Genomic DNA, 19,199 nt, shown 5'->3' with positions numbered 1-19,199 from the left:
TCATGCGTATCAGTACAAGTACCATTTATGAATCTGGCGGCGCCAGGATCAGCGATCTTCAGGTCGGTTTGAACAAGACCCAGCAACAAATCGCTGCGGGCAGACGCGTATTGACACCAGAAGATGACCCCATTGCATCGGCCCGCGCCCTGGTGATTTCTCAGTCTGATTCGCTGAATACCCAATTCGCCACCAACCGGCAAAGTGCAAAAAACAATCTCAGCGTGTCCGAGAGTGTATTGTCGAATGTGACTGACACCATGCACAATATCAAGTCACTGATAGTCGAAGCTGGCAACGGTACTTTCTCTGATGCTGAACGCGGTTATGTCGCACAGGAACTGCAAGGTAATCTGGACCAACTGATGGGCCTGGCCAATTCCACTGACGGTACTGGCAATTACCTGTTTTCCGGCTTTGCGACGACCGTTGCGCCATACACCAAGAAACTGGGTGGCGCAACTTACAACGGCGATCAGGGACAACGGTATTTGCAGGTGGATACCTCAAGGCAAATCCCCCTGAGTGGGGCTGGCACGGCAATTTTTGAAAATATACGCACGTCCCCCGGGCAGTTCAATGTACAGTCCAATCCCTCGAATGTCGGCGCTGCACTGGCTACTGCTTCGATCAATGTGCCCACGTCAGGAAATTTGACCGGCAACAACTACGAAGTTGCATTCGATAATCTTGGCACTTCTTTTACCGTGACCAATAAAACCACGGGTGCCGTGGTTGTCCCGCTGACCCCTTACGTCAGTGGTGCAACCATCACTTTTGATGGTATCGATATGCAGGTCACTAATGCCGGTGGCCCGCCTGTGGTGGCACCTGGACCGGGCGACAAGTTCTCGGTACAGCCCGGTAATCAGAATCTGTTTGAGACGCTGACTGACATCATCACTGCACTGAACACGCCAGCCAATACGGTCGCTGCCAAAAAAGACCTGAATGCAGCTCTGACCCAGGGTAATAACAATATCGACAAGTCACTGAATAATGTGCTGACGGTGCGCGCCCAACTGGGTACCAGTCTGAAAGAAATTGATGACCTCGATAGTGAAGGCGATGCCAAGAGTGTGTCCTACAAGCAGGATCTGTCTGCCTTGCTTGATCTTGATTATGCCAAGGCCATTACCGAACTGAACCAGCAGCAAACCACCTTGCAGGCAGCCCAGCAGTCATTCGTCAAAACATCCGGCCTGTCTTTGTTTGACTATATCCGCTGATAGCAAGCCACCTGGGTAAATTGAAATGAGCAGCTACGGCTGCTCAAATTTTTTCCATATCTTCCGAATCCAGCGCAATCACATGGGTCTGCATGATGCCGTGTTCGTCATGCCATTCGCGGACTACGCAGGGCTGGCCTTCTTCATCCAGATCGATGACCTTGAAGAACTGGCCTATCATTGATTCGATCAGGATGCGTTCATCAGGCGGGAAACTCTTGATAAATTGCTTGTCCAGGTTGACGACGCGGACGATGTCACCGACGACTACGGGCTGATTCTTGCAATCGACGGCGGTGTGAGGTGCTGACATGGTGGTTCCAGTATAAATTATTGACGGATATTGTACTTCCAATGACCCGCTTGCCACAGGATAGCCAAGAAAAAAGGGTCTGATCGCACCTGGCATTCAGACCCTGTCTTTTTTCTTGAATCGAAATCGGGAGCAGCTTATTGATTTGCCGGTTTAGCTGGCTTTCTTTTCGCGGGCGACCCAGTACAGTGCAAATGCGATCAACACGTAAGGGATCAGTGACAGTGCATCGGCATTCGCCCCTTCAAAGAAAGGATTGTTGAGCGTTGCCCAGTCGCCTATTTTCTTGTCGAAGTCTGTCAATATACCTGCGGTAAAGGCAATCACGATACCTGCCAGTGCACCGCCAGCGATGTAGCCGGAAGACAGCAGTACGCCTGAGCTGCGGTCACCGGCAGCCTGTTTCTCATCTTCGCTCAGGTGCTGATTGTGTTCCAGCTTGCTATTCCGGCGATCCACTGCCCAGCGTATCATGCCACCAACGAACAGGGGGGCAGACGAAGACAGTGGCAGATACACGCCGACGGCAAAGGCCAGCGATGGTATGCCTGCCATTTCCAGCACGACGGCAATCATCACCCCAAACAAGACCAGGGTCCATGGCAGTTGACGATCCAGTATGCCCTTGATGATGTAAGACATCAGCACGGCTTTCGGCGCATCATATTTCTTGACTTCAGTACCGTCAGGGCGCTTGTTGTAAGCACCGTTGATACCTGGGTCAACCAGATACACTGCCTTGCCGGCATTGTCTACAAAGTATTTACCGGCAGGGCCGCCCACATTGTCATTCTTGTGCCAGACCTTGTAGGTGCCTTTGTCGGTGTCGGCCTGCGGGCCTTGCAGTTGAGCGGTGTCGGTCAGTTTGGAGACATCGGTCACCAGCGCCGGGGACACCTGGGCTGCCGGTACATACACGGTGCCGGAATCATTCAGTTTCAGCAGGATAGGGCCAAGGATCAGGGCAGAAGAAAGCGCACCAGCCAGAATCGCATACTGTTGCAGGCGCGGGGTGGAGCCGACAATGTAGCCGGTCTTCAAATCCTGCGAGGTGGTGCCGGCATTGCTGGAAGCGATACAGACGATAGCGCCGACAGACAGGGCAGTGACATAGTATTGACCACCAGTCCAGCCCATGATGAGGAAAATCAGGCAAGTGAACAGCAGGGTCGCCACTGTCATGCCAGAGATGGGGTTGGAGGAAGAGCCGATTTCACCCGTCAGACGGGAAGACACGGTCGCAAACAGGAAGCCGAACACCAATATCAGCAACGCACCCAGGAAGTTCATGTGCAGCGGTGTGGCAAAAGTGATGATGGCGATGATCGCCAGCGCACCGATGACCACCCATTTCATCGGTATATCCTGGTCAGTACGAACTGGTGCAGTAACGGCAGCCGCACCCTTGCCCAGGCCAGACAAGCCAGCCGACAGGCTGCACCAGATGGTCGGCATGGCACGCACCAGGCTGATCAAACCACCGGCAGCAACTGCACCGGCGCCTATGTACAGAATGTAGGCACCACGGACATCATGCGCGCTCATCTGGCTGATGAGCTTGTTGCCGGGAGCCAGGGGCACACTCAATGCATCACCAAAGAACTTGATCATGGGGATCAGCAGCAGGTAAGACATGACGCCACCTGCAGCCATGACGGCAGCAATACGCGGGCCGATGATGTAACCGACACCCAGCAATTCTGGTGATACTTCCGCACCCAGCGAGCCGCCTTTCAGTGGCGCACCAAACAAGACTTCGGGCGTATCTTTCCAGCCTTTCAGTGCGACGTTGGCGATTTTGTACAGCAGGCCGATACCAAAGCCGCCAAAGATGATGGCAGCGCGTTTGCTGGCATCATCCAGCGCATTCGGGTTATTTTTTTCACCAGCTGCTTCGCGCGATGAATCCGTTGCGGCTGCCTTTAATACCTCGGCGCAGGCTGTGCCTTCCGGGTATTTCAGCTCATCGTGTTTTTCCACGATCATGGTTCTGCGCATGGGGATCATCAGCAAAATACCCAGCAGTCCGCCAAGACAGCCAACCAGCATCACGCGCGAGATTTCCAGGTCAAAACCCAGAATCAGAATCGCTGGCATGGTCACACCCAGACCAAAGGCCAGGGATTCACCCGCCGAACCGGCAGTCTGGGTGATACTGTTTTCCAGAATGGTGGCGTCTTTGGCACCCAGTTTATTGCTGAGCCGGAACAGGGTAATGGCGATCACCGCGACCGGGATCGAGGCGCTGACAGTCAGGCCAACTTTAAGAACCAGATAAAGTGAAGACGCACCGAAGATCATCCCCAGCACCACGCCCATGATAAGGGCGCGTGCGGTCATTTCGGGTAATTGGGCCGAATCGGGGATGTAGGGTTTAAACCCAGGCTTGGAACTGGCGGCTGACATTTCTTTTGGCATTGGTGTACCTGTATTGTTGTCAAATTGAGGTAGAAAAAGGCGGATATTTTTTCAGCCTGGCGAATTACCGGCCTATTCAGACTCCTGTCTGCCGGAAAAGGCCGATGAAAAAACATAAATAATCGCGCATTATCTCGCTTTTTTCCGTCAATTTGCAATGCCGTGATCACACTTGCTGCATCTCTTCCTGTTTACTGAGTGTTGGCAGGGCAGTAATGCCCCGGATTACCGGGTTTTTGCCGGCAATATACGCCAGCAACAGGGCGCTGGCACCGGCAAAACCCAGCGAATAACGCAGGCCCAGGTGTTCGCCCATCCAGCCACCGATCAGCGCACCGGGGCCGGCCGGTATCAGGATCAGCCAGCGCATGGTGCTGGTCATGCGTCCCAGCATGGCTTCGGGCGTCACTGCCTGGCGCAATGCCAGGAAGTTAATAAAAATCAGTACACCACCGATGGAAAAGCACATCAGCATGAAGCTAAAGGCAGCGATACCCCAATTATTGGCCGGTGCCAGCGCCAGCAAGCTCCAGCCCACCCCGCAGACGGCCACCCCCAGCACCATGCAGGGGCCGGGGCCAAGACGGCGACTGATGCGATAGCCATACACACTGGCAATAATGGTACCTATACCCATGCCCATGTAACTCAGGCCGATGGCTTGTTCGGACAGGCCCAGTTCACGCGTGGCAAATAAAATCTGCACCACCAGGGCGGCGTTATAACAAAGTTGCCAGCCGCCGACCGTCATTGCCAGTGCGATCAGCAAGGGCTTATTGGTGACAAAGGACAGCCCAGCCTTCAGGTCGCGCCAGAAATGCGCGTCTTCCCGTGGCTGACGTACTTCATTGATATGGATGCCGCGCAAGATGACGGCAGATGTCAGCAACAGCAGGGCATCTGCCAGCAAGGCCAGTGGTGCACCCATTAATTTAATTAGAGCCCCGGCGGTGGCCGGGCCGGCGACTTCAGCCCCGGATGTGGCCAGGGCATTTTTGGCATGGGCTTCAACCAGCCGGTCACGCGGTACGATTTGCGTCAGCACGATTTGTGAGGCTGAGCCGGCGGTAGTGTTGACCATGCCTATCATGAAGCCGACTACATACAGCCAGGTCATGCTCAGATAACCCAGCCACCATGCCAGCGGCACACTGGCAACCGCCAGCGATATCGTGATTTCACCAACGATATATACCGGCAGCTTGCGCACCCGGTCCAGCAGCACGCCGGATGGCAGGGACAGCAAGACAAAGGGCAGCACTTCCATAAAGGTCAGCGCGCCCATTTGCGAAGGACTGGCGTGCAATAGTATCGCCGCTGTCAGTGGCAATGCCAGCATGGTGACCTGGGCACCGAAGGAGCTGATCAGTATCGATGTCCACAAACGGCGATAGATCAGATCGCGCAATAAATCCCGTGTCGGGAGCGAAAACAAGTCAAAGATTTTATTTATCATAGTTAACAAACACAATGTGCTGCCTGCGCGCTGCCCGTTCATTGCTGCATGCATGATGATGGATACATCGCGCATAAGATGGACAGACTGTGGCGACGATGCCAGCCAAGAAGTACCAAATGCTGTTGGATGACAAAATGAGTGTAAAGACCGGGCCAGATCGGCCAGCGTTTACAATACGGTCATCAGGATAAGTCAGGAGACTGGAGCAAGATAGAGCAGCTCCGGGGCCGCTTTCGCATGTTTTTATTGACGCGACCTGTAAATAGATTGTATTGATATTGATTAGTTCCCGCCAGTGAAAAAAATGATGTTTGAAAAACCAGTAGTGATGATTGACTTTGAAACTTCGGGCATGACACCAGAGCAGGGTGGACGTGTGACAGAAGTGGCCGCCTTGCGTATAGCAGGTGGTGAAATTGTGGATCGCTATGTATCCCTGATCAATTGCCGTGCGCGCATACCGTACTTCATTACCGAATTGACAGGTATTACCCAATCCATGGTGGACCGTGCGCCACCAGTATCGGAAGTCATGCCCGAACTGCTGGAATTTATCGGTAGCGATGTGCTGGCAGCTCATAATGCCAGTTTTGACGAGAAATTCTTGCTGGCAGAAAGCGATCGTCTGGGCTTGTGGCCGTCTTACGATGGCGTCATCTGTTCGGTGAAACTGTCGCGGCGCGTGTTTCCGGGGTTGGGCAGTTATTCCCTGGGGCCGCTGGCGTCGTCGCTGGGTATACGCTTTAAAGGTTCGGCCCACAGGGCGGAAGCAGATGCTGAAGTGGCCTCCAAACTCATGCTGCGGATTGCCACTGAACTCGGTGAACGCTATGGCTTTAATGGCATAGACCCACGCCTGCTGCAAGATGTGAACAAGCTGACGGCAGCCAAAGTACCTGCCTTTCTGAAGCAGCAAAGTGCCGGACCATTGGCTGAGGTGGTACCCGCAAAGAGGGGTAAACATGTCGCTGCCAACAGGGCAAAGGTACAGCGCTACCGCCACTACAAGGGTGGTATTTACGAACTGGTATGCGAAGCAACGCAGGAATCTGATTTGAGCCCGGTGATCGTCTATCGTTCACATGACGGCAGCATCTGGACCCGGCCCAAGGCAGTGTTCTTTGAAACGCTGGAAATCAATGGGGTGAAAGTGCAGCGCTTCACGCCCATTGCAGAATAATTTTTCTCAGCTTGCCCTGATTTGCCCTGATTTGCCACGATAGGGGCAGGGCAGGATGTGGTTCAGGCTTTTGCTGTCTTCCCGGGGCCATCGGTAATCAGCTTGCGCAATACCGGGATCAGGGCGACCAGCACGATGCCGACACCAACGCTGCCCCAGCCCAGAACCGAAAAGATGTAGTGGTAGGTAGGATTGGTCAGGGATGGCAGGCCTTCGGTTGCTTCCGGTATCAGGCCAGAAAATTTGCTGGACAGGATGGAGGCTGTTCCGGTCACCAGCATCCAGGACCCCATCATCACACCCTGATACTGGCGCGGAGCCAGTTTGCCTATCATGGCATAACCTATGGGTGAGATCAGCAATTCGGCCACGCTTTGCAGCAGGTAGCTGATGAAGATCCATTTGAAGGCGACCAGGCCATTGGCGGCTGCCGTTTGTATTCCAAGCGGCAGCACCAGAAAGGCAATGCCTATCAATATCAGGGCGGCAGAAAACTGGCGCGGGACATCAATATTCCAGCCGCGTGCGCGCAGTTTGTCAAACAGCATGGCCATCAGCGGGCCGCCAAACATGATGACGAAGCTATTGATATTCTGTATCCACTGCGGTGCAACTTCATACCCCCAGACCATGCGGTCCACGTTGTTGACGGCAAACAGCTGCAAGCCCATCGGGGCCATCTGGTACAGCGTCCAGAATACCAGTGAGCCCAGGGTCAGCAGCAGATAGGCACACATGTTCCTGCTTTCGCGCTCATCCTTGTGGATGGCGGTCAGGGCAGTCAGGATCAGGCCAATGATGACGCTGATTATCATCACCAGATCGCCGGTGCCTTCTGCCCTGTGCAGCATGAATTCAACCAGCGGGACAAGGCCCGCCATGACCAGCAGGCCGACCAGAAAGCGCCAGCGGAATTGGCGCGGTGTTGCATCCAGCAGTGTTGTGTTCAGATCAGAAAGGACGCGCCAGTTGAGGGCTGCCAGCACGATCGCCATGAAATTGCCTATGGTGGCAAAAATGAACAGGCTGTAATAATCTTCCAGCAACTGGTAATAGCCGGCTGCAGTGAAGCCGATGAAAAACCCCAGATTCATCCCGGCATAATTCCACAGGAAGGCACTTTCGCGGCGATTGTCTTCCGGCTTGAAGCGCTGGGTCAGCATCAGGTTCAGACAGGTGACATTCAGACCACTGCCAGTCAGGAAGAAAGCCAGGCCCCAGTACAGCATGCCGGATGTACCGATGGAAATGGTGGCACAACCGATGACTTGCAACACCATGCCACCGACAAACAGGTTGCGGTTACTGATGAACCGGCCCGCCAGATAGCCGCCAAACAAATGCAGGCCATAATTGAATGCGCCAAACACGCCCATGATGGCAGTCGCATCCTTGGTACTGAAGTTCAGCTTCTTGGTGGCGTATAACACCAGGGTGGAATACAGGACGGCGAAACCCAGTGTGGCGAAAATCTGTATGAAAAACAGGGCACCAGCACCTTCCGGTATGGCTGCTATTTTTTGTTTGATTGTTGACAAGTGGCCTCCAGTACATAGGTTTGGCAGGCATTGTAATGCAAAGAATCTCGTCTAAGTCCTCTAAATGTCATACAGATGTCATACCGATGTAATGGAGATCTCCGGCGCTGCATGTAAGACAATATTCTGGTATGTTGACACTTTTGTGCATGGGCACGGCAAGCGGCTCCTTAATTTTGAATGTAAAGCAATGGATAGTATTGACCTGGAAGTATTGAAAACCTGTGATGCCTGGATACGTGCTGGCATGGCCTGTGAACTGGTGACGGTCGTCAAAACCTGGGGTTCCAGCCCCAGACCCGAAGGTGCGACGCTGGCGATAGGCAGCAATGGGCAGGTGGTCGGTTCGGTATCGGGTGGCTGCATAGAAGATGACCTGATAGAACGCGTGCAGCGCGAAGGCATCGTGCGGGAACTGCCGGAACTGGTCACCTATGGCATCACCGCTGACGAAGCCCATCGTTTTGGTCTGCCCTGCGGCGGTACCATACAGTTGTGCATAGAGCCACTTTCTGCCCGCAGCCGTATCAGCGAATTGTTGCAAAGACTGGAACAGCACGAACTGCTGAGCCGGCAACTGGATCTACGTACCGGCGAAGTCAGGCTGGATACGGTAACGCCCGCGCAACAATTGGTGGCAAGCGATGACATGTTGTTGACTGTGCATGGCCCGCGCTGGCGGCTGCTGATCATTGGTGCAGGGCAGTTGTCGCGCTTCCTGTCCAGTATTGCGCTGGGCATGGATTATCAGGTGATCGTTTGCGATCCGCGTGAAGAATATACCAATGGCTGGCAGGTCGATGGCGTCAAACTGGTCCACGCCATGCCAGATGACCTGATACTGGACATGCAACTCGACAGCCGCAGCGCGGTCGTGGCCCTGACGCATGATCCCAAGCTGGATGACCTGGCCCTGATGGAAGCCCTGAAATCCGAGGCTTTCTATGTTGGTGCCATTGGTTCCCGCGTCAACAACGCCAAGCGCCGGGAAAGACTGAAGGAATTTGATCTGACCGATGCCGACCTGGCCAAATTGCATGGACCCATAGGTTTGTATATAGGTAGCAAGACGCCGGCTGAAATCGCCATTTCCATCCTGGCTGAATTGACGGCAGTGAAAAACAATGTGCTGTTGCCGGCAGAAGTCAATGTTGCCCATGCCAAGGCGGCCATGGCATGAGGAAGTATGCTTTTCGTCTGGTGAATGTGTTTGCTGAAAGCCAGTTTGGCGGTAATCCCCTGTGTGTGTTTGAGCAGGCAGACGGCTTGACGGATGCCGAAATGATGGCGCTGGCAAAACAATTCAATTTGTCGGAAACCAGTTTCATCCTGCCGCCAGAGCAGGCCGGTGCCAGCGCCAGGATGCGTATTTTCACGCCGGACATGGAAATGGCCTTTGCCGGTCATCCCAGCCTGGGCACGGCCCACGTCGTCCAGCAGTTGCAAAATGAGCTGCAGGCAGGTGACAGACAATTCAGCCTGGAATGCAAGGCTGGCATAATTCCCATGATGCTGGATCAGCAGGGCATCTGGACCCTGGAGGCACCATATCGTGGCGAAGTACAGCGTGATCAGGTACTGACCCGGCCTTGTGAACTGTCACCCGCGCAGGTGGCAGGCATGCTGGGTTTGCAGGAATCTGATTTGCTGTCTGACCCGGTGTGGGTGAATACCGGCAGCGAACAATTGCTGGTACCGCTGAAATCTGCCGCCGCCGTGGCCAAAGTACAGCCTGACAGTGCGCAATTGGCAATATGGCCAGCCAACCGGGTGGGCCGCAGGATGGCTTATGTGTTTGCCTTTGATGAAGCGACAGCGCCAAATGCAGGGCACAGACCGGTCACTGCGCGTTACGTCTTTGCCAGACAGGATGGTGGCTTTAGCGAAGACCCTGGCACTGGTTCTGCCTGTGCCAACCTGGGTGGCTGGTGGATGGCGCAGGGACGGGATGTGCCAGTCAGTATGGTAATTGCCCAGGGCGTACAGATGGGGCGGTCTTGCCGCTTATATCTTGAGGTGACAAAAGATCAAGCGATACGGGTAGGTGGCAGAGTCAGGGAAATCGCCCAGGGGCAGGTACAAATCGAATAAACCGGCACCAGGCCCGCAGGTATCGGCAAGAAATCCGGTATAAATCAATATAAGCACGGGAAGAGCAGGCGTAAATCCTTTAAAATAGCGACTTCATTCATTTGCACTGAAAAATCCGTGGTACGACGCAAAATGCTTCTGTGATTGCGTTGGTGGCCCGGTTCAGGATATTCCCCCTATGAGCATGTCTACTACCCAGGAAATCGTTGCCGAATTGCGCGCTGGCCGCATGGTGATACTGGTTGATGAAGAAGATCGTGAAAACGAAGGCGACCTGATTATGGCTGCCGAATTTGTCACCCCTGAAGCCATCAACTTCATGGCCAAGTTTGGCCGTGGCCTGATTTGCCTGACTTTGACAGAAGAACGTTGCGAGCAATTGAACCTGGCCATGATGACCAGCCGCAATGGCACGTCGTTTGGTACCAATTTCACCGTGTCCATCGAAGCGGCAGAGGGCGTCACCACGGGTATCTCGGCAGCAGACCGCGCCCGTACCGTGCAAGTCGCCGTTGATAAAAAATCTACTGCGGCCGATATTGTCCAGCCGGGCCATATTTTCCCGCTGAAGGCGCAAAGAGGCGGTGTCCTCATGCGTGCCGGGCATACCGAGGCTGGCTGTGATCTGGCAGAGCTGGCTGGCCTGACACCGGCATCCGTGATTTGCGAAATCATGAAGGATGACGGCACCATGGCCCGTCTGCCTGACCTGATAGAATTCGCCCGTGAACATGCGATGAAAATCGGCACCATTGCTGATCTTATCCATTATCGCAGCCAGACAGAAAGCATTGTTGACCGTGTTGCCGAACGTGAAATGCATACCGTGCATGGCACTTTCAGGGCCCTGGTCTACCGTGACAAGCCTAGCGGCTCGGCCCATCTGGCCCTGGTGCATGGCGATATCACCCATGAAAAAGCAGCCCTGGTGCGTGTGCATCAGCCAGTATCCATACTCGATTTACTGGAAAGCCAGGCCACCACGCATTCCTGGAATGTGGCAGCAGCCATGGCCGCCATCAAGAAATCGGATTCCGGCGTGATCGTCCTGCTCAATTGCGAAGAAACTGCAGAACAGATGTTTGACCAGTTCAAGGCGCTCGATACGCCAGAAGCCAAACCAGTAAGCCGTGCGGCCCGCATGGATTTGCGCAATTACGGTATCGGTGCACAGATTTTGAAGGATGTGGGTGTCGGCAAGATGAAATTGCTGGCCAATCCACGCAAAATGCCATCCATGACAGGATTTAATCTGGAAGTTGTTGGTTATTTGGACAAGCCTTGCTCTGACAAACAGTGATGGGAGCGAAAGACCGGCGGTTGCGCTGCCGGCCTGATATGCTGTCCTCATCCCCATATCAATTCAATTATCAAGCGCAGCAGCGCAAGAAAGAACATCATGACAGTAGGACATTACGAAGCAAATCTGGATGGTGCAGGTGTACGCGTCGGTATCGTACAGGCGCGCTTCAATGAAAACGTCGGCAAGGGTTTGCTGGATGCCTGCCTGGCTGAACTGTCATTGCTGGGCGTGTTGAATGAAGACATCCTGCATGTGACCGTACCTGGCGCGCTGGAGGTGCCGCTGGCCCTGCAAAAACTGGCAGAAACCAACCAGTTTGACGCCCTGATCGCCCTGGGTGCCGTCATCCGTGGTGAAACTTATCACTTTGAACTGGTATCGAATGAATCCGGCGCTGGCATTACCCGCGTTGGCCTGGATGCCGGTATCCCGATTGCGAATGCCATCCTGACCACAGAAAACGATGAGCAGGCAGAAGTCCGCATGCAAGAAAAAGGTCGTGACGCCGCCCGCGTTGCCGTAGAAATGGCCAACCTTACCCTGGCACTGGAAGAACTGGCAGAAGCCACAGAAGACGTGCACTATGATGCCTGATCGTTCTTGCAACGATCACCCCAGCTTTAAAAAATGTAAGAGAAGATATGAATACTAAATCCCCACATGCCAATCCAAGCAAGACCCGCTCGCCACGTCACCGTGCGCGCGAATTTGCCTTGCAAGGCCTGTATCAATGGTTGTTGAACAATGAAGATTCGGGTTCAATTGAAGCCCATATCCGTGAAGCCCACGGTTTTGACAAGGCTGACAGAGAGCATTTTGATTCCCTGCTGCATGGCGCGATCAAACAATCCATCACCCTGCGTGAAGAAATCGCGCCCCTGATCGACCGCAGCATTGCCGAACTGTCACCGATTGAACATGCGGCCTTGCTGATTGGTACTTACGAGCTGAAGAACCACATTGAAATCCCTTATCGCGTCGTCATTAATGAAGCGGTAGAACTGACCAAATCATTTGGCGGCCTGGATGGTCATAAATATGTGAACGGCGTGCTGGACAAGGTTGCGGCCAAATTGCGCGCTACCGAGGTGGCTGCCGGCAAATAAGCGCGAAAGTACTATTGTATAGAGTGAATGCCGTCTTATTTTTGAAAAATAAGACGGTTTTTTTATAATAGGGCTTACGCAAAACTACCCCAGCTGTGTTGCAGCTCCTAGTCGTACTAAAGTACTGTCTTCGTCGCTGACGCCTTGCTGGGACAATTTTGCGTAAGCCCTATATAACTATGCTCCAACAAGTTTTTTAGCCCGTTTTTTCAGGATACTGCATGCACAATCATCTTGCCTCCAGGCTCGACAATATTGCCCCTTTCCACGTGATGGAACTCATGAAAATGGCAGCGGCGCTGGAAGCCGGGGGACGCCATCTCATCCATATGGGGATAGGCGAGCCAGACTTTACCGCACCGCAGCCGGTCATTGATGCTGCCACCAAAGCTATGGTAGATGGCCGCCTGCAATATACCTCGGCACTGGGTTTGCCAGCCCTGCGCCAGGCAATTGCCGATGATTACCTGCGCACCTATGGCATACAAGTGCCGACCAGCCGCATTATTGTGACTGCCGGTGCTTCTGCCGCCTTGTTACTGGCTTGTGCCGCCCTGGTCGAGCCGGGCAGGGAAGTGCTGATGCCTGACCCCTGCTATCCGTGTAACCGCCATTTCGTGGCAGCCTTTGAAGGCAAGGCCAAATTAATCGCCAGCGGGGCAGAACATCGCTTCCAGTTGACGGAAGCCATCGTACGTCAGCATTGGGATGCGCAAAGCAGTGGTGTCTTGCTGGCATCGCCATCCAATCCTACCGGCACCTCAATCGCGCATGCTGAGCTGAAGAAAATCGTGGCGACCGTCAAGCAACTGGGCGGCTTTACCATCGTGGATGAAATCTACCAGCGCCTGTCCTATGACGAAGCGCCGTTTTCTGCCCTGTCACTGGATGATGATGTGGTGGTCATCAACAGCTTCAGCAAGTATTTCAACATGACAGGCTGGCGTCTGGGTTGGCTGGTGGTGCCGGAAAGAATCGTGCCGCAGCTGGAAAAACTCGCGCAGAACCTGTTCATCTGCCCCTCATCGGTTGCACAATATGCGGCACTGGCCTGTTTTGAAGCGGCCACCATTGCGATCTATGAAGAACGCAAGGCAGAATTCAAGCGCAGGCGTGACTATATCGTGCCTGCCTTGCGTGAACTGGGCTTTGGCGTGCCGGTTACCCCTGATGGGGCATTTTATGTGTATGCGGATTGCTCGGCTTTTTCTGATGATGCTGACGCATTTGCACGGCAGGTGTTGAACGAGGCTGGGGTGGTGATCGTGCCCGGCCTGGATTTTGGTCCGGCAACTGCACATACCCATGTCAGGATTTCGTATGCCAATTCTCTGGAAAACCTGGAGGAGGCAGTCCGGCGTCTGAAGAAGTTCCTGGTCAAAAAGTAGCGCGGGGAAGATAGCACAAATAAAAAAGCCGCCAGTATTTTCATACTGACGGCATTTTTATACTTGAAGAGAGGTGCTGCAATGTATCCTGGCAGAATTACAGCGTGGCGATCTGGTCCTTTTTCGCTTCCACCGGTGCTTTGACTTCGGCCGCTTCCGGTTTGGCTGCTGCTTCCACCGGACGGGCTACCGGAGCCGGTGGGCTGAAGAAGGTAGGCACGTTCTTGCCAGCAGAAACGTCTTTCAGGCGTTTGTACTCATTCAAGACGCGAGAACCGTAGCCAGAGTCATTTTCTGCATCGGCTGCGCCGACATACATCTTCAGGCCTGCTTCGACAGAACCACCGCGGGTGACATAGTCTTTCAGGATCAGGGCGCCTACCTTGATATTGGCGACCGGGTTCAGGGCAGCTTTGACGCCTCCCATTTCCTGGAACTTGTCATGGTGAACCTTGGACATGACCTGCATCAGGCCTTGTGCGCCAACCGGGCTTTCCGCAAACGGATTCAGGCCGGATTCTATCGCCATAACGGACAGAATCAGCAAAGGATCAAGCTTGATTTCCTTGGCCGTCAGATAAGCGGCAGATACCAGCATATTGGTGGCATCGTTGGCGATGTGATAGCGTTTTGCCAGCCAGTTGGTGACCCATTGTTGTTGACGTTGGTTACCCAGCATTTTGGAGTCTTCTTCAGACAAACCGGCTTGCTTATACGGGTTGCTGCCTGTCTGGCCCGGTGCATGCATCAAGGCTGCAAGATTGGGGGCAGGTACTGGTGCCGCTGTCTCTTCCTCTTCTGCTTCGGCATAAGGGGACAGGTCTTTGAATTTGTCAGTCAGTTCCGGTTTGATAAACATCATCGCCAATGCCGTCATGGCAATAACGCCAGACATCATGAACAATTGACGAACGATAGTCATAAAACCATTTGTAGTGTCACGCGCTACCAGGGACAGCGTCTGGCGCTTGTCGGTGGAAGCGATACTGCTTCTTTGTACTGCTAAAATAAAACGTTGAAACATGTTACCTCCTGAATCTCCGCGATGAGTCATTCAACTTACTTAAAAGCCAAACGTAAAAAACTACTTCCGCGAATCAGAAACATCGTCCTCGTCACAGTGTGTGATCGCAAGACGCCGGAGCTGTTTGTCAAATCAGGTCAGTCGGACCTGTTCATGGTGTGTCCAGTGACAAACAACTATTTTCGGGATAAGGCAGACGCCTTTTGAAAACAATCCTTACAATGTTATGTGGGGCCCGATCCCCTTGAATGATGTTACCGTTTGGCGAAACTTTCTTTGTATCGAAAGTGCGGAAGTCATTAACCTCTTCATCAAGTTGGGCGAATTGTAGGGGCGGTTTTATATCAAGTCAACACTATCAAAATGAATTTTAATTACTTTTATGTCTGATGAAACGTGCTGCATTGCAGCAAAGTTCAATAAAATCAAGCACTTGCCTGAAAATGCTAGTGTTCCTAGTGTAAAGATACAAAAAAGCGAAAAATCATGAAATATTCTGATTTGAGAGATTTTATTTCTCAATTGCAAGAAAAAAACGAACTTAAGCGGGTCGACCTGCCAGTTTCACCTTATCTGGAGATGACAGAAATTTGCGACCGCACTTTGCGGGCCGAAGGTCCTGCTCTTTTATTCAGCAAACCTACAGGTCATACCATACCCGTGCTGGGCAATCTGTTCGGTACCACACGCCGTGTCGCGCTTGGCATGGGGGCAGAAAGCCTGAGTGAATTGCGTCAGATAGGGCATGTACTGTCTGCCCTGAAAGAACCAGAACCACCCAAAGGGTTCAAGGAAATACTGGGCCTGGGTTCACTGGTCAAGGCCGTCTGGGATATGTCACCCAAAGAATTACGCGGTGCCAAATGCCAGGAAATCGTCTGGGAAGGCAATGACGTTGATCTTGCGCGTTTACCGATACAGCATTGCTGGCCCGGTGATATCGCGCCCTTGATTACCTGGGGGCTGGTGATTACCAAAGGTCCGAACAAGAAACGGCAAAACCTGGGTATATATAGACAACAGGTCCTGGGACGCAATAAAGTCATCATGCGCTGGCTTGCCCATCGTGGCGGCGCACTGGATTTTCGTGAGCATGGCATCGTCAATAAAGGCCAGCCTTATCCCATCGCAGTTGCCCTGGGGGCCGACCCGGCTACTATATTAGGTGCAGTGACGCCAGTGCCCGACAGTTTGTCTGAATACCAGTTCGCCGGCCTCTTGCGCGGCAGCCGCACTGAGCTGGTCAAAGCAATAGGTAGCGAACTGCGCGTGCCGGCATCGGCAGAAATTGTGCTGGAAGGGCATATCTATCCAGATGCCAATCATCCCAGCGGTTATGAACATGCGCTGGAAGGCCCGTATGGCGACCATACCGGCTATTACAATGAGCAAGACTGGTTCCCTGTGTTTACTATAGACCGCATTACCATGCGGCGTGATCCGATTTATCATTCTACCTATACAGGTAAGCCGCCAGATGAACCGGCGGTGCTGGGCGTGGCGCTGAATGAAGTCTTCATCCCTTTGCTGCAAAAGCAGTTCAGCGAAATCACAGACTTCTATTTACCGCCGGAAGGCTGTAGCTACCGCATGGCTGTGGTACAGATAAAAAAAGCCTATGCCGGCCATGCCAAGCGCGTCATGTTTGGTGTCTGGAGCTTTTTGCGCCAGTTCATGTATACCAAGTTCATCGTGGTGGTGGATGAAGATGTCAATATCCGTGACTGGAAAGAAGTCATCTGGGCGATTACCACCCGCGTCGACCCCTTGCGTGATACCACCCTGGTAGACAATACGCCCATCGATTATCTTGATTTTGCTTCTCCGGTCAGTGGCCTGGGCAGCAAGATGGGCATAGACGCGACCAATAAATGGCCGGGTGAAACCAGCCGCGAATGGGGTAGCACCATACAGATGACGCCAGAAGTGAAGGCGAAGGTAGACCAGATCTGGCAAGAGCTGGGTTTGTGATTGACCTGTTTTAAACCTGTTTTAGCTATCGGCTTTTTTTATCCTCTCTACCTCCCCCTATATATATATGAGTGGTTTAATGATCTGGGATTATCCGCAGCCATTCACGCGGCCTGTTACACCGCAAGACAGTGATATCGATGGGCTGAACCACACCAATAATGCCGTGTATGTACGCTGGTGTGAAGAAGTCGCGTGGGGGCATTCAGAAGCCCTGGGCCTGAACCTGGCTGATTACCACAGGCTGGACAGGGCCATGGCGATACGGCGCGGCGAATATGATTATGTCTTGCCAAGCTTGCTGGGCGAATCAATGACGCTGGCCACCTGGCTGTTTGCCAGTGATGGCAAACTCACCATGGACCGGCGTTTTCAACTGATACGCGATAGTGACGGTGCCACCGTACTTCGGGGTCGCTGGGACCTGGTCTGCATAGAATTGAGCAGTGGCCGCGCGCGCCGCATGCCGGCGGAGTTTTGCGATATCTATTTGCCGGCTGTGGTTCCAGCTGTGGTTCCAACTATTTCTGGGTGATGTGGTTTGCCGAGGCTTAAGAACGCTTGCTTAATGTATACGCGACCTCGGTGGCACTCTTCATTTCGCCCCGCTTCCAGCCCCGGGCCGCATAAAAGCGGTCGGCGCGGGTGTCGGGTGAGGTGCCCAGTTTGACTTCCTGGTTGCCCAGCCCGAACAGATAATCGACTGCCAGCTTCAACAAGACCTTGCCCATGCCTTTGCCCTCATGCCCGGGCGAGACAAATAAGGCCCAGATGCTGCTGTCTTCATGGGCGGCGTATGAAAAGCCCTGGATTTCACCATCCAGTTCTGCCACCCAGCCACGGCCAAGGGTATCCAGATAATCCAGGCACATCTGGCGCGTGATGATGTTGGGGTTGGACAGGGTATTTTCTTTTACTTCCAGACGTATGCGCATGATGGTGCTGACATCGTCAGCAGTAGCCAGTCGAAAATGCAGGGCGGAAGAATTGGTCATAAGCTTTTTATCAGGTTACTGGTGGGTGTTCGTCTGGCCTGCAAGGCAGATGCCAGTGTGGGGCCTTATTGTAGCGTCATTAATGTAGCGTCAAGCCAGGTAAAAGCAATCGGTGGTGTTTTGCTGGCCCTGTGTTGTCATACCTCCATGCCGGCATGCATTATTCAAGTACAATCAAGGCATCAAACTTAAACCTTTTATCCGAATTTTCGCATCCATCATGAAGCGACCTCGTTTTTTACCCGACAACATGACCTTGTTGTTGTTCAGTGTTGTGGCTTTGGCCAGTCTCTTTCCTGCCAGAGGGGTCGTCGCAACAGGTTTTGATCATCTGGCGACGGGCATGATTGCCTTGCTGTTTTTTATGCACGGTGCCAAATTATCACGCCAGGCTGTGCTGGCCGGCCTTACCCACTGGCGCCTGCATGTGCTGGTGATGATATTCACCTTTGCCGTTTTCCCCCTGATGGGCTTGAGCCTGAAACCATTGCTGTTACCCTTGCTGACACCTGAGTTATATGTCGGCATTCTGTTTTTGTGCGTCCTGCCTTCTACCGTGCAATCGTCCATCGCATTTACCTCGGTGGCACGCGGCAATGTGCCGGCAGCGGTGTGCAGTGCGTCGGCCAGCAATATGCTGGGCATCTTCATTACCCCTTTGCTGGTCAGCCTGGTCGTGGTGGCGCATGGCGAAAGTCATTCCTCTATTGACGCCATGCTGAAAATTGTTTATCAGTTATTGCTGCCATTCGTTGCCGGCCAACTGATGCGCCCGCTGTTGCAGGTCTGGCTGGAAAAATATGCAGGCATATTGAAAATGGTGGACCAGAGTTCAATCTTGCTGGTGGTGTATGTCGCCTTCAGCGAGGCGGTGGTGCAGGGGCTGTGGCAACAATTGCCGCCGCTGATGTTATTGAGCCTGCTGGCTGTCAGCGGACTGATGCTGGCTATCATCATGGGGCTGACCATGTTTATCAGCCGCCGTTTCGGCTTCAGCAAGGAAGATGAGATCACCATCGTGTTTTGCGGCTCCAAGAAAAGCCTTGCCAGCGGTGTGCCCATGGCCAAAGTTTTATTTGCCAGCCATGCCGTAGGTATGGTCTTATTACCATTGATGCTGTTCCATCAATTACAGTTGATGGTATGTGCCGTGATGGCGCAACGTTACGCAAAAAGATAAGGAG

At 53.2% G+C, this 19,199-nt stretch carries 17 protein-coding genes; 11 read left to right on the top strand and 6 right to left on the bottom strand.

Annotated features, from left to right (window positions below; translation table 11 throughout):
* Positions 1-2: 2 nt before the first annotated feature.
* The gene (gene flgL, locus ACO0LM_RS09140) at positions 3-1,229 is read left to right on the top strand and encodes a flagellar hook-associated protein FlgL (RefSeq protein ID WP_423036324.1); all 1,227 of its coding nucleotides are present in this window, start codon (positions 3-5) and stop codon (positions 1,227-1,229) included.
* Between the two features lie 43 nt (positions 1,230-1,272).
* On the opposite strand, the gene ACO0LM_RS09135 is transcribed toward flgL, so the two are convergent.
* The 3 genes from ACO0LM_RS09135 to ACO0LM_RS09125 all read right to left on the bottom strand — a co-directional run bounded on the left by ACO0LM_RS09135 (position 1,273) and on the right by ACO0LM_RS09125 (position 5,416).
* Positions 1,273-1,542, bottom strand: coding sequence for a hypothetical protein (locus ACO0LM_RS09135; protein ID WP_422980698.1), 270 nt, complete (start codon positions 1,540-1,542; stop codon positions 1,273-1,275).
* 153 nt (positions 1,543-1,695) lie between these two features.
* Complete coding sequence (locus ACO0LM_RS09130) at positions 1,696-3,960, bottom strand: OPT family oligopeptide transporter (RefSeq protein ID WP_423036322.1); 2,265 nt, start codon at positions 3,958-3,960, stop codon at positions 1,696-1,698.
* A gap of 166 nt (positions 3,961-4,126) precedes the next feature.
* Entirely contained in the window at positions 4,127-5,416 is a 1,290-nt protein-coding gene (locus tag ACO0LM_RS09125; RefSeq protein ID WP_423036320.1) for an MFS transporter, read from the bottom strand.
* A 307-nt stretch (positions 5,417-5,723) separates the two neighbouring features.
* On the opposite strand from ACO0LM_RS09125, the gene ACO0LM_RS09120 reads away from it, so the two are divergent.
* On the top strand, positions 5,724-6,599 hold the full coding sequence (locus ACO0LM_RS09120) for a DUF1653 domain-containing protein (protein WP_423036318.1): 876 nt from the start codon (positions 5,724-5,726) through the stop codon (positions 6,597-6,599).
* 62 nt (positions 6,600-6,661) lie between these two features.
* On the opposite strand, the gene ACO0LM_RS09115 is transcribed toward ACO0LM_RS09120, so the two are convergent.
* On the bottom strand, positions 6,662-8,137 hold the full coding sequence (locus ACO0LM_RS09115; RefSeq protein ID WP_423036316.1) for a peptide MFS transporter: 1,476 nt from the start codon (positions 8,135-8,137) through the stop codon (positions 6,662-6,664).
* 190 nt (positions 8,138-8,327) lie between these two features.
* Here ACO0LM_RS09115 and ACO0LM_RS09110 point away from each other — a divergent pair, with 190 nt between their 5' ends.
* The 6 genes from ACO0LM_RS09110 (at position 8,328) to ACO0LM_RS09085 (ending at position 14,025) form a co-directional block, all read left to right on the top strand.
* Positions 8,328-9,317: an XdhC family protein gene (locus tag ACO0LM_RS09110; protein ID WP_423036314.1), complete on the top strand. Its 990-nt coding sequence runs from the start codon at positions 8,328-8,330 to the stop codon at positions 9,315-9,317.
* Positions 9,314-10,228, top strand: coding sequence for a PhzF family phenazine biosynthesis protein (locus ACO0LM_RS09105; RefSeq protein WP_423036312.1), 915 nt, complete (start codon positions 9,314-9,316; stop codon positions 10,226-10,228). Before ACO0LM_RS09110 ends, ACO0LM_RS09105 begins: the two co-directional genes overlap by 4 nt.
* A 178-nt stretch (positions 10,229-10,406) precedes the next feature.
* Positions 10,407-11,528, top strand: a complete 1,122-nt coding sequence (gene ribBA / locus ACO0LM_RS09100) for a bifunctional 3,4-dihydroxy-2-butanone-4-phosphate synthase/GTP cyclohydrolase II (RefSeq protein ID WP_423036310.1) — start codon at positions 10,407-10,409, stop codon at positions 11,526-11,528.
* Between the two features lie 99 nt (positions 11,529-11,627).
* Positions 11,628-12,125 (top strand): 6,7-dimethyl-8-ribityllumazine synthase, encoded by a 498-nt coding sequence (gene ribH / locus ACO0LM_RS09095; protein WP_186945612.1) that lies wholly within the window; start codon positions 11,628-11,630, stop codon positions 12,123-12,125.
* Positions 12,126-12,172: 47 nt separating this feature from the next.
* Positions 12,173-12,637: a transcription antitermination factor NusB gene (gene nusB / locus ACO0LM_RS09090; RefSeq protein WP_423036308.1), complete on the top strand. Its 465-nt coding sequence runs from the start codon at positions 12,173-12,175 to the stop codon at positions 12,635-12,637.
* A 221-nt stretch (positions 12,638-12,858) separates the two neighbouring features.
* Positions 12,859-14,025: a pyridoxal phosphate-dependent aminotransferase gene (locus tag ACO0LM_RS09085; protein WP_423036306.1), complete on the top strand. Its 1,167-nt coding sequence runs from the start codon at positions 12,859-12,861 to the stop codon at positions 14,023-14,025.
* Positions 14,026-14,122: 97 nt separating this feature from the next.
* Here ACO0LM_RS09085 and ACO0LM_RS09080 read toward each other — a convergent pair whose 3' ends face one another.
* Entirely contained in the window at positions 14,123-15,049 is a 927-nt protein-coding gene (locus ACO0LM_RS09080; RefSeq protein ID WP_423036304.1) for a transglycosylase SLT domain-containing protein, read from the bottom strand.
* Between the two features lie 486 nt (positions 15,050-15,535).
* Here ACO0LM_RS09080 and ubiD point away from each other — a divergent pair, with 486 nt between their 5' ends.
* Both ubiD and ACO0LM_RS09070 read left to right on the top strand, forming a co-directional pair.
* The gene (gene ubiD / locus ACO0LM_RS09075; RefSeq protein ID WP_423036302.1) at positions 15,536-17,020 is read left to right on the top strand and encodes a 4-hydroxy-3-polyprenylbenzoate decarboxylase; all 1,485 of its coding nucleotides are present in this window, start codon (positions 15,536-15,538) and stop codon (positions 17,018-17,020) included.
* A gap of 79 nt (positions 17,021-17,099) precedes the next feature.
* On the top strand, positions 17,100-17,555 hold the full coding sequence (locus tag ACO0LM_RS09070) for an acyl-CoA thioesterase (RefSeq protein WP_423036300.1): 456 nt from the start codon (positions 17,100-17,102) through the stop codon (positions 17,553-17,555).
* Positions 17,556-17,571: 16 nt separating this feature from the next.
* Here ACO0LM_RS09070 and ACO0LM_RS09065 read toward each other — a convergent pair whose 3' ends face one another.
* Positions 17,572-18,015, bottom strand: coding sequence for a GNAT family N-acetyltransferase (locus ACO0LM_RS09065; protein WP_423036298.1), 444 nt, complete (start codon positions 18,013-18,015; stop codon positions 17,572-17,574).
* A 220-nt stretch (positions 18,016-18,235) separates the two neighbouring features.
* Here ACO0LM_RS09065 and ACO0LM_RS09060 point away from each other — a divergent pair, with 220 nt between their 5' ends.
* Complete coding sequence (locus ACO0LM_RS09060) at positions 18,236-19,195, top strand: bile acid:sodium symporter family protein (protein WP_423036296.1); 960 nt, start codon at positions 18,236-18,238, stop codon at positions 19,193-19,195.
* Positions 19,196-19,199 lie beyond the last annotated feature (4 nt).

Origin of the sequence: Undibacterium sp. Di26W (assembly GCF_049340265.1) — a bacterium.
Lineage (GTDB): Bacteria > Pseudomonadota > Gammaproteobacteria > Burkholderiales > Burkholderiaceae_D > Undibacterium.
The sequence above is the reverse complement of the archived record's forward strand: the minus strand, read 5'-3'. Positions and strand labels throughout refer to the sequence as shown.

Bases quoted from the DNA above. Each gene is read 5' to 3' on its own strand.
- flgL (WP_423036324.1), top strand. From the start codon at position 3: ATGCGTATCAGTACAAGTACCATTTATGAATCTGGCGGCGCCAGGATC.
- ACO0LM_RS09135 (WP_422980698.1), bottom strand. From the start codon at position 1,542: ATGTCAGCACCTCACACCGCCGTCGATTGCAAGAATCAGCCCGTAGTC.
- ACO0LM_RS09130 (WP_423036322.1), bottom strand. From the start codon at position 3,960: ATGCCAAAAGAAATGTCAGCCGCCAGTTCCAAGCCTGGGTTTAAACCC.
- ACO0LM_RS09125 (WP_423036320.1), bottom strand. From the start codon at position 5,416: ATGATAAATAAAATCTTTGACTTGTTTTCGCTCCCGACACGGGATTTA.
- ACO0LM_RS09120 (WP_423036318.1), top strand. From the start codon at position 5,724: ATGATGTTTGAAAAACCAGTAGTGATGATTGACTTTGAAACTTCGGGC.
- ACO0LM_RS09110 (WP_423036314.1), top strand. From the start codon at position 8,328: ATGGATAGTATTGACCTGGAAGTATTGAAAACCTGTGATGCCTGGATA.
- ACO0LM_RS09105 (WP_423036312.1), top strand. From the start codon at position 9,314: ATGAGGAAGTATGCTTTTCGTCTGGTGAATGTGTTTGCTGAAAGCCAG.
- ribBA (WP_423036310.1), top strand. From the start codon at position 10,407: ATGAGCATGTCTACTACCCAGGAAATCGTTGCCGAATTGCGCGCTGGC.
- ribH (WP_186945612.1), top strand. From the start codon at position 11,628: ATGACAGTAGGACATTACGAAGCAAATCTGGATGGTGCAGGTGTACGC.
- nusB (WP_423036308.1), top strand. From the start codon at position 12,173: ATGAATACTAAATCCCCACATGCCAATCCAAGCAAGACCCGCTCGCCA.
- ACO0LM_RS09085 (WP_423036306.1), top strand. From the start codon at position 12,859: ATGCACAATCATCTTGCCTCCAGGCTCGACAATATTGCCCCTTTCCAC.
- ACO0LM_RS09080 (WP_423036304.1), bottom strand. From the start codon at position 15,049: ATGTTTCAACGTTTTATTTTAGCAGTACAAAGAAGCAGTATCGCTTCC.
- ubiD (WP_423036302.1), top strand. From the start codon at position 15,536: ATGAAATATTCTGATTTGAGAGATTTTATTTCTCAATTGCAAGAAAAA.
- ACO0LM_RS09070 (WP_423036300.1), top strand. From the start codon at position 17,100: ATGATCTGGGATTATCCGCAGCCATTCACGCGGCCTGTTACACCGCAA.
- ACO0LM_RS09065 (WP_423036298.1), bottom strand. From the start codon at position 18,015: ATGACCAATTCTTCCGCCCTGCATTTTCGACTGGCTACTGCTGACGAT.
- ACO0LM_RS09060 (WP_423036296.1), top strand. From the start codon at position 18,236: ATGAAGCGACCTCGTTTTTTACCCGACAACATGACCTTGTTGTTGTTC.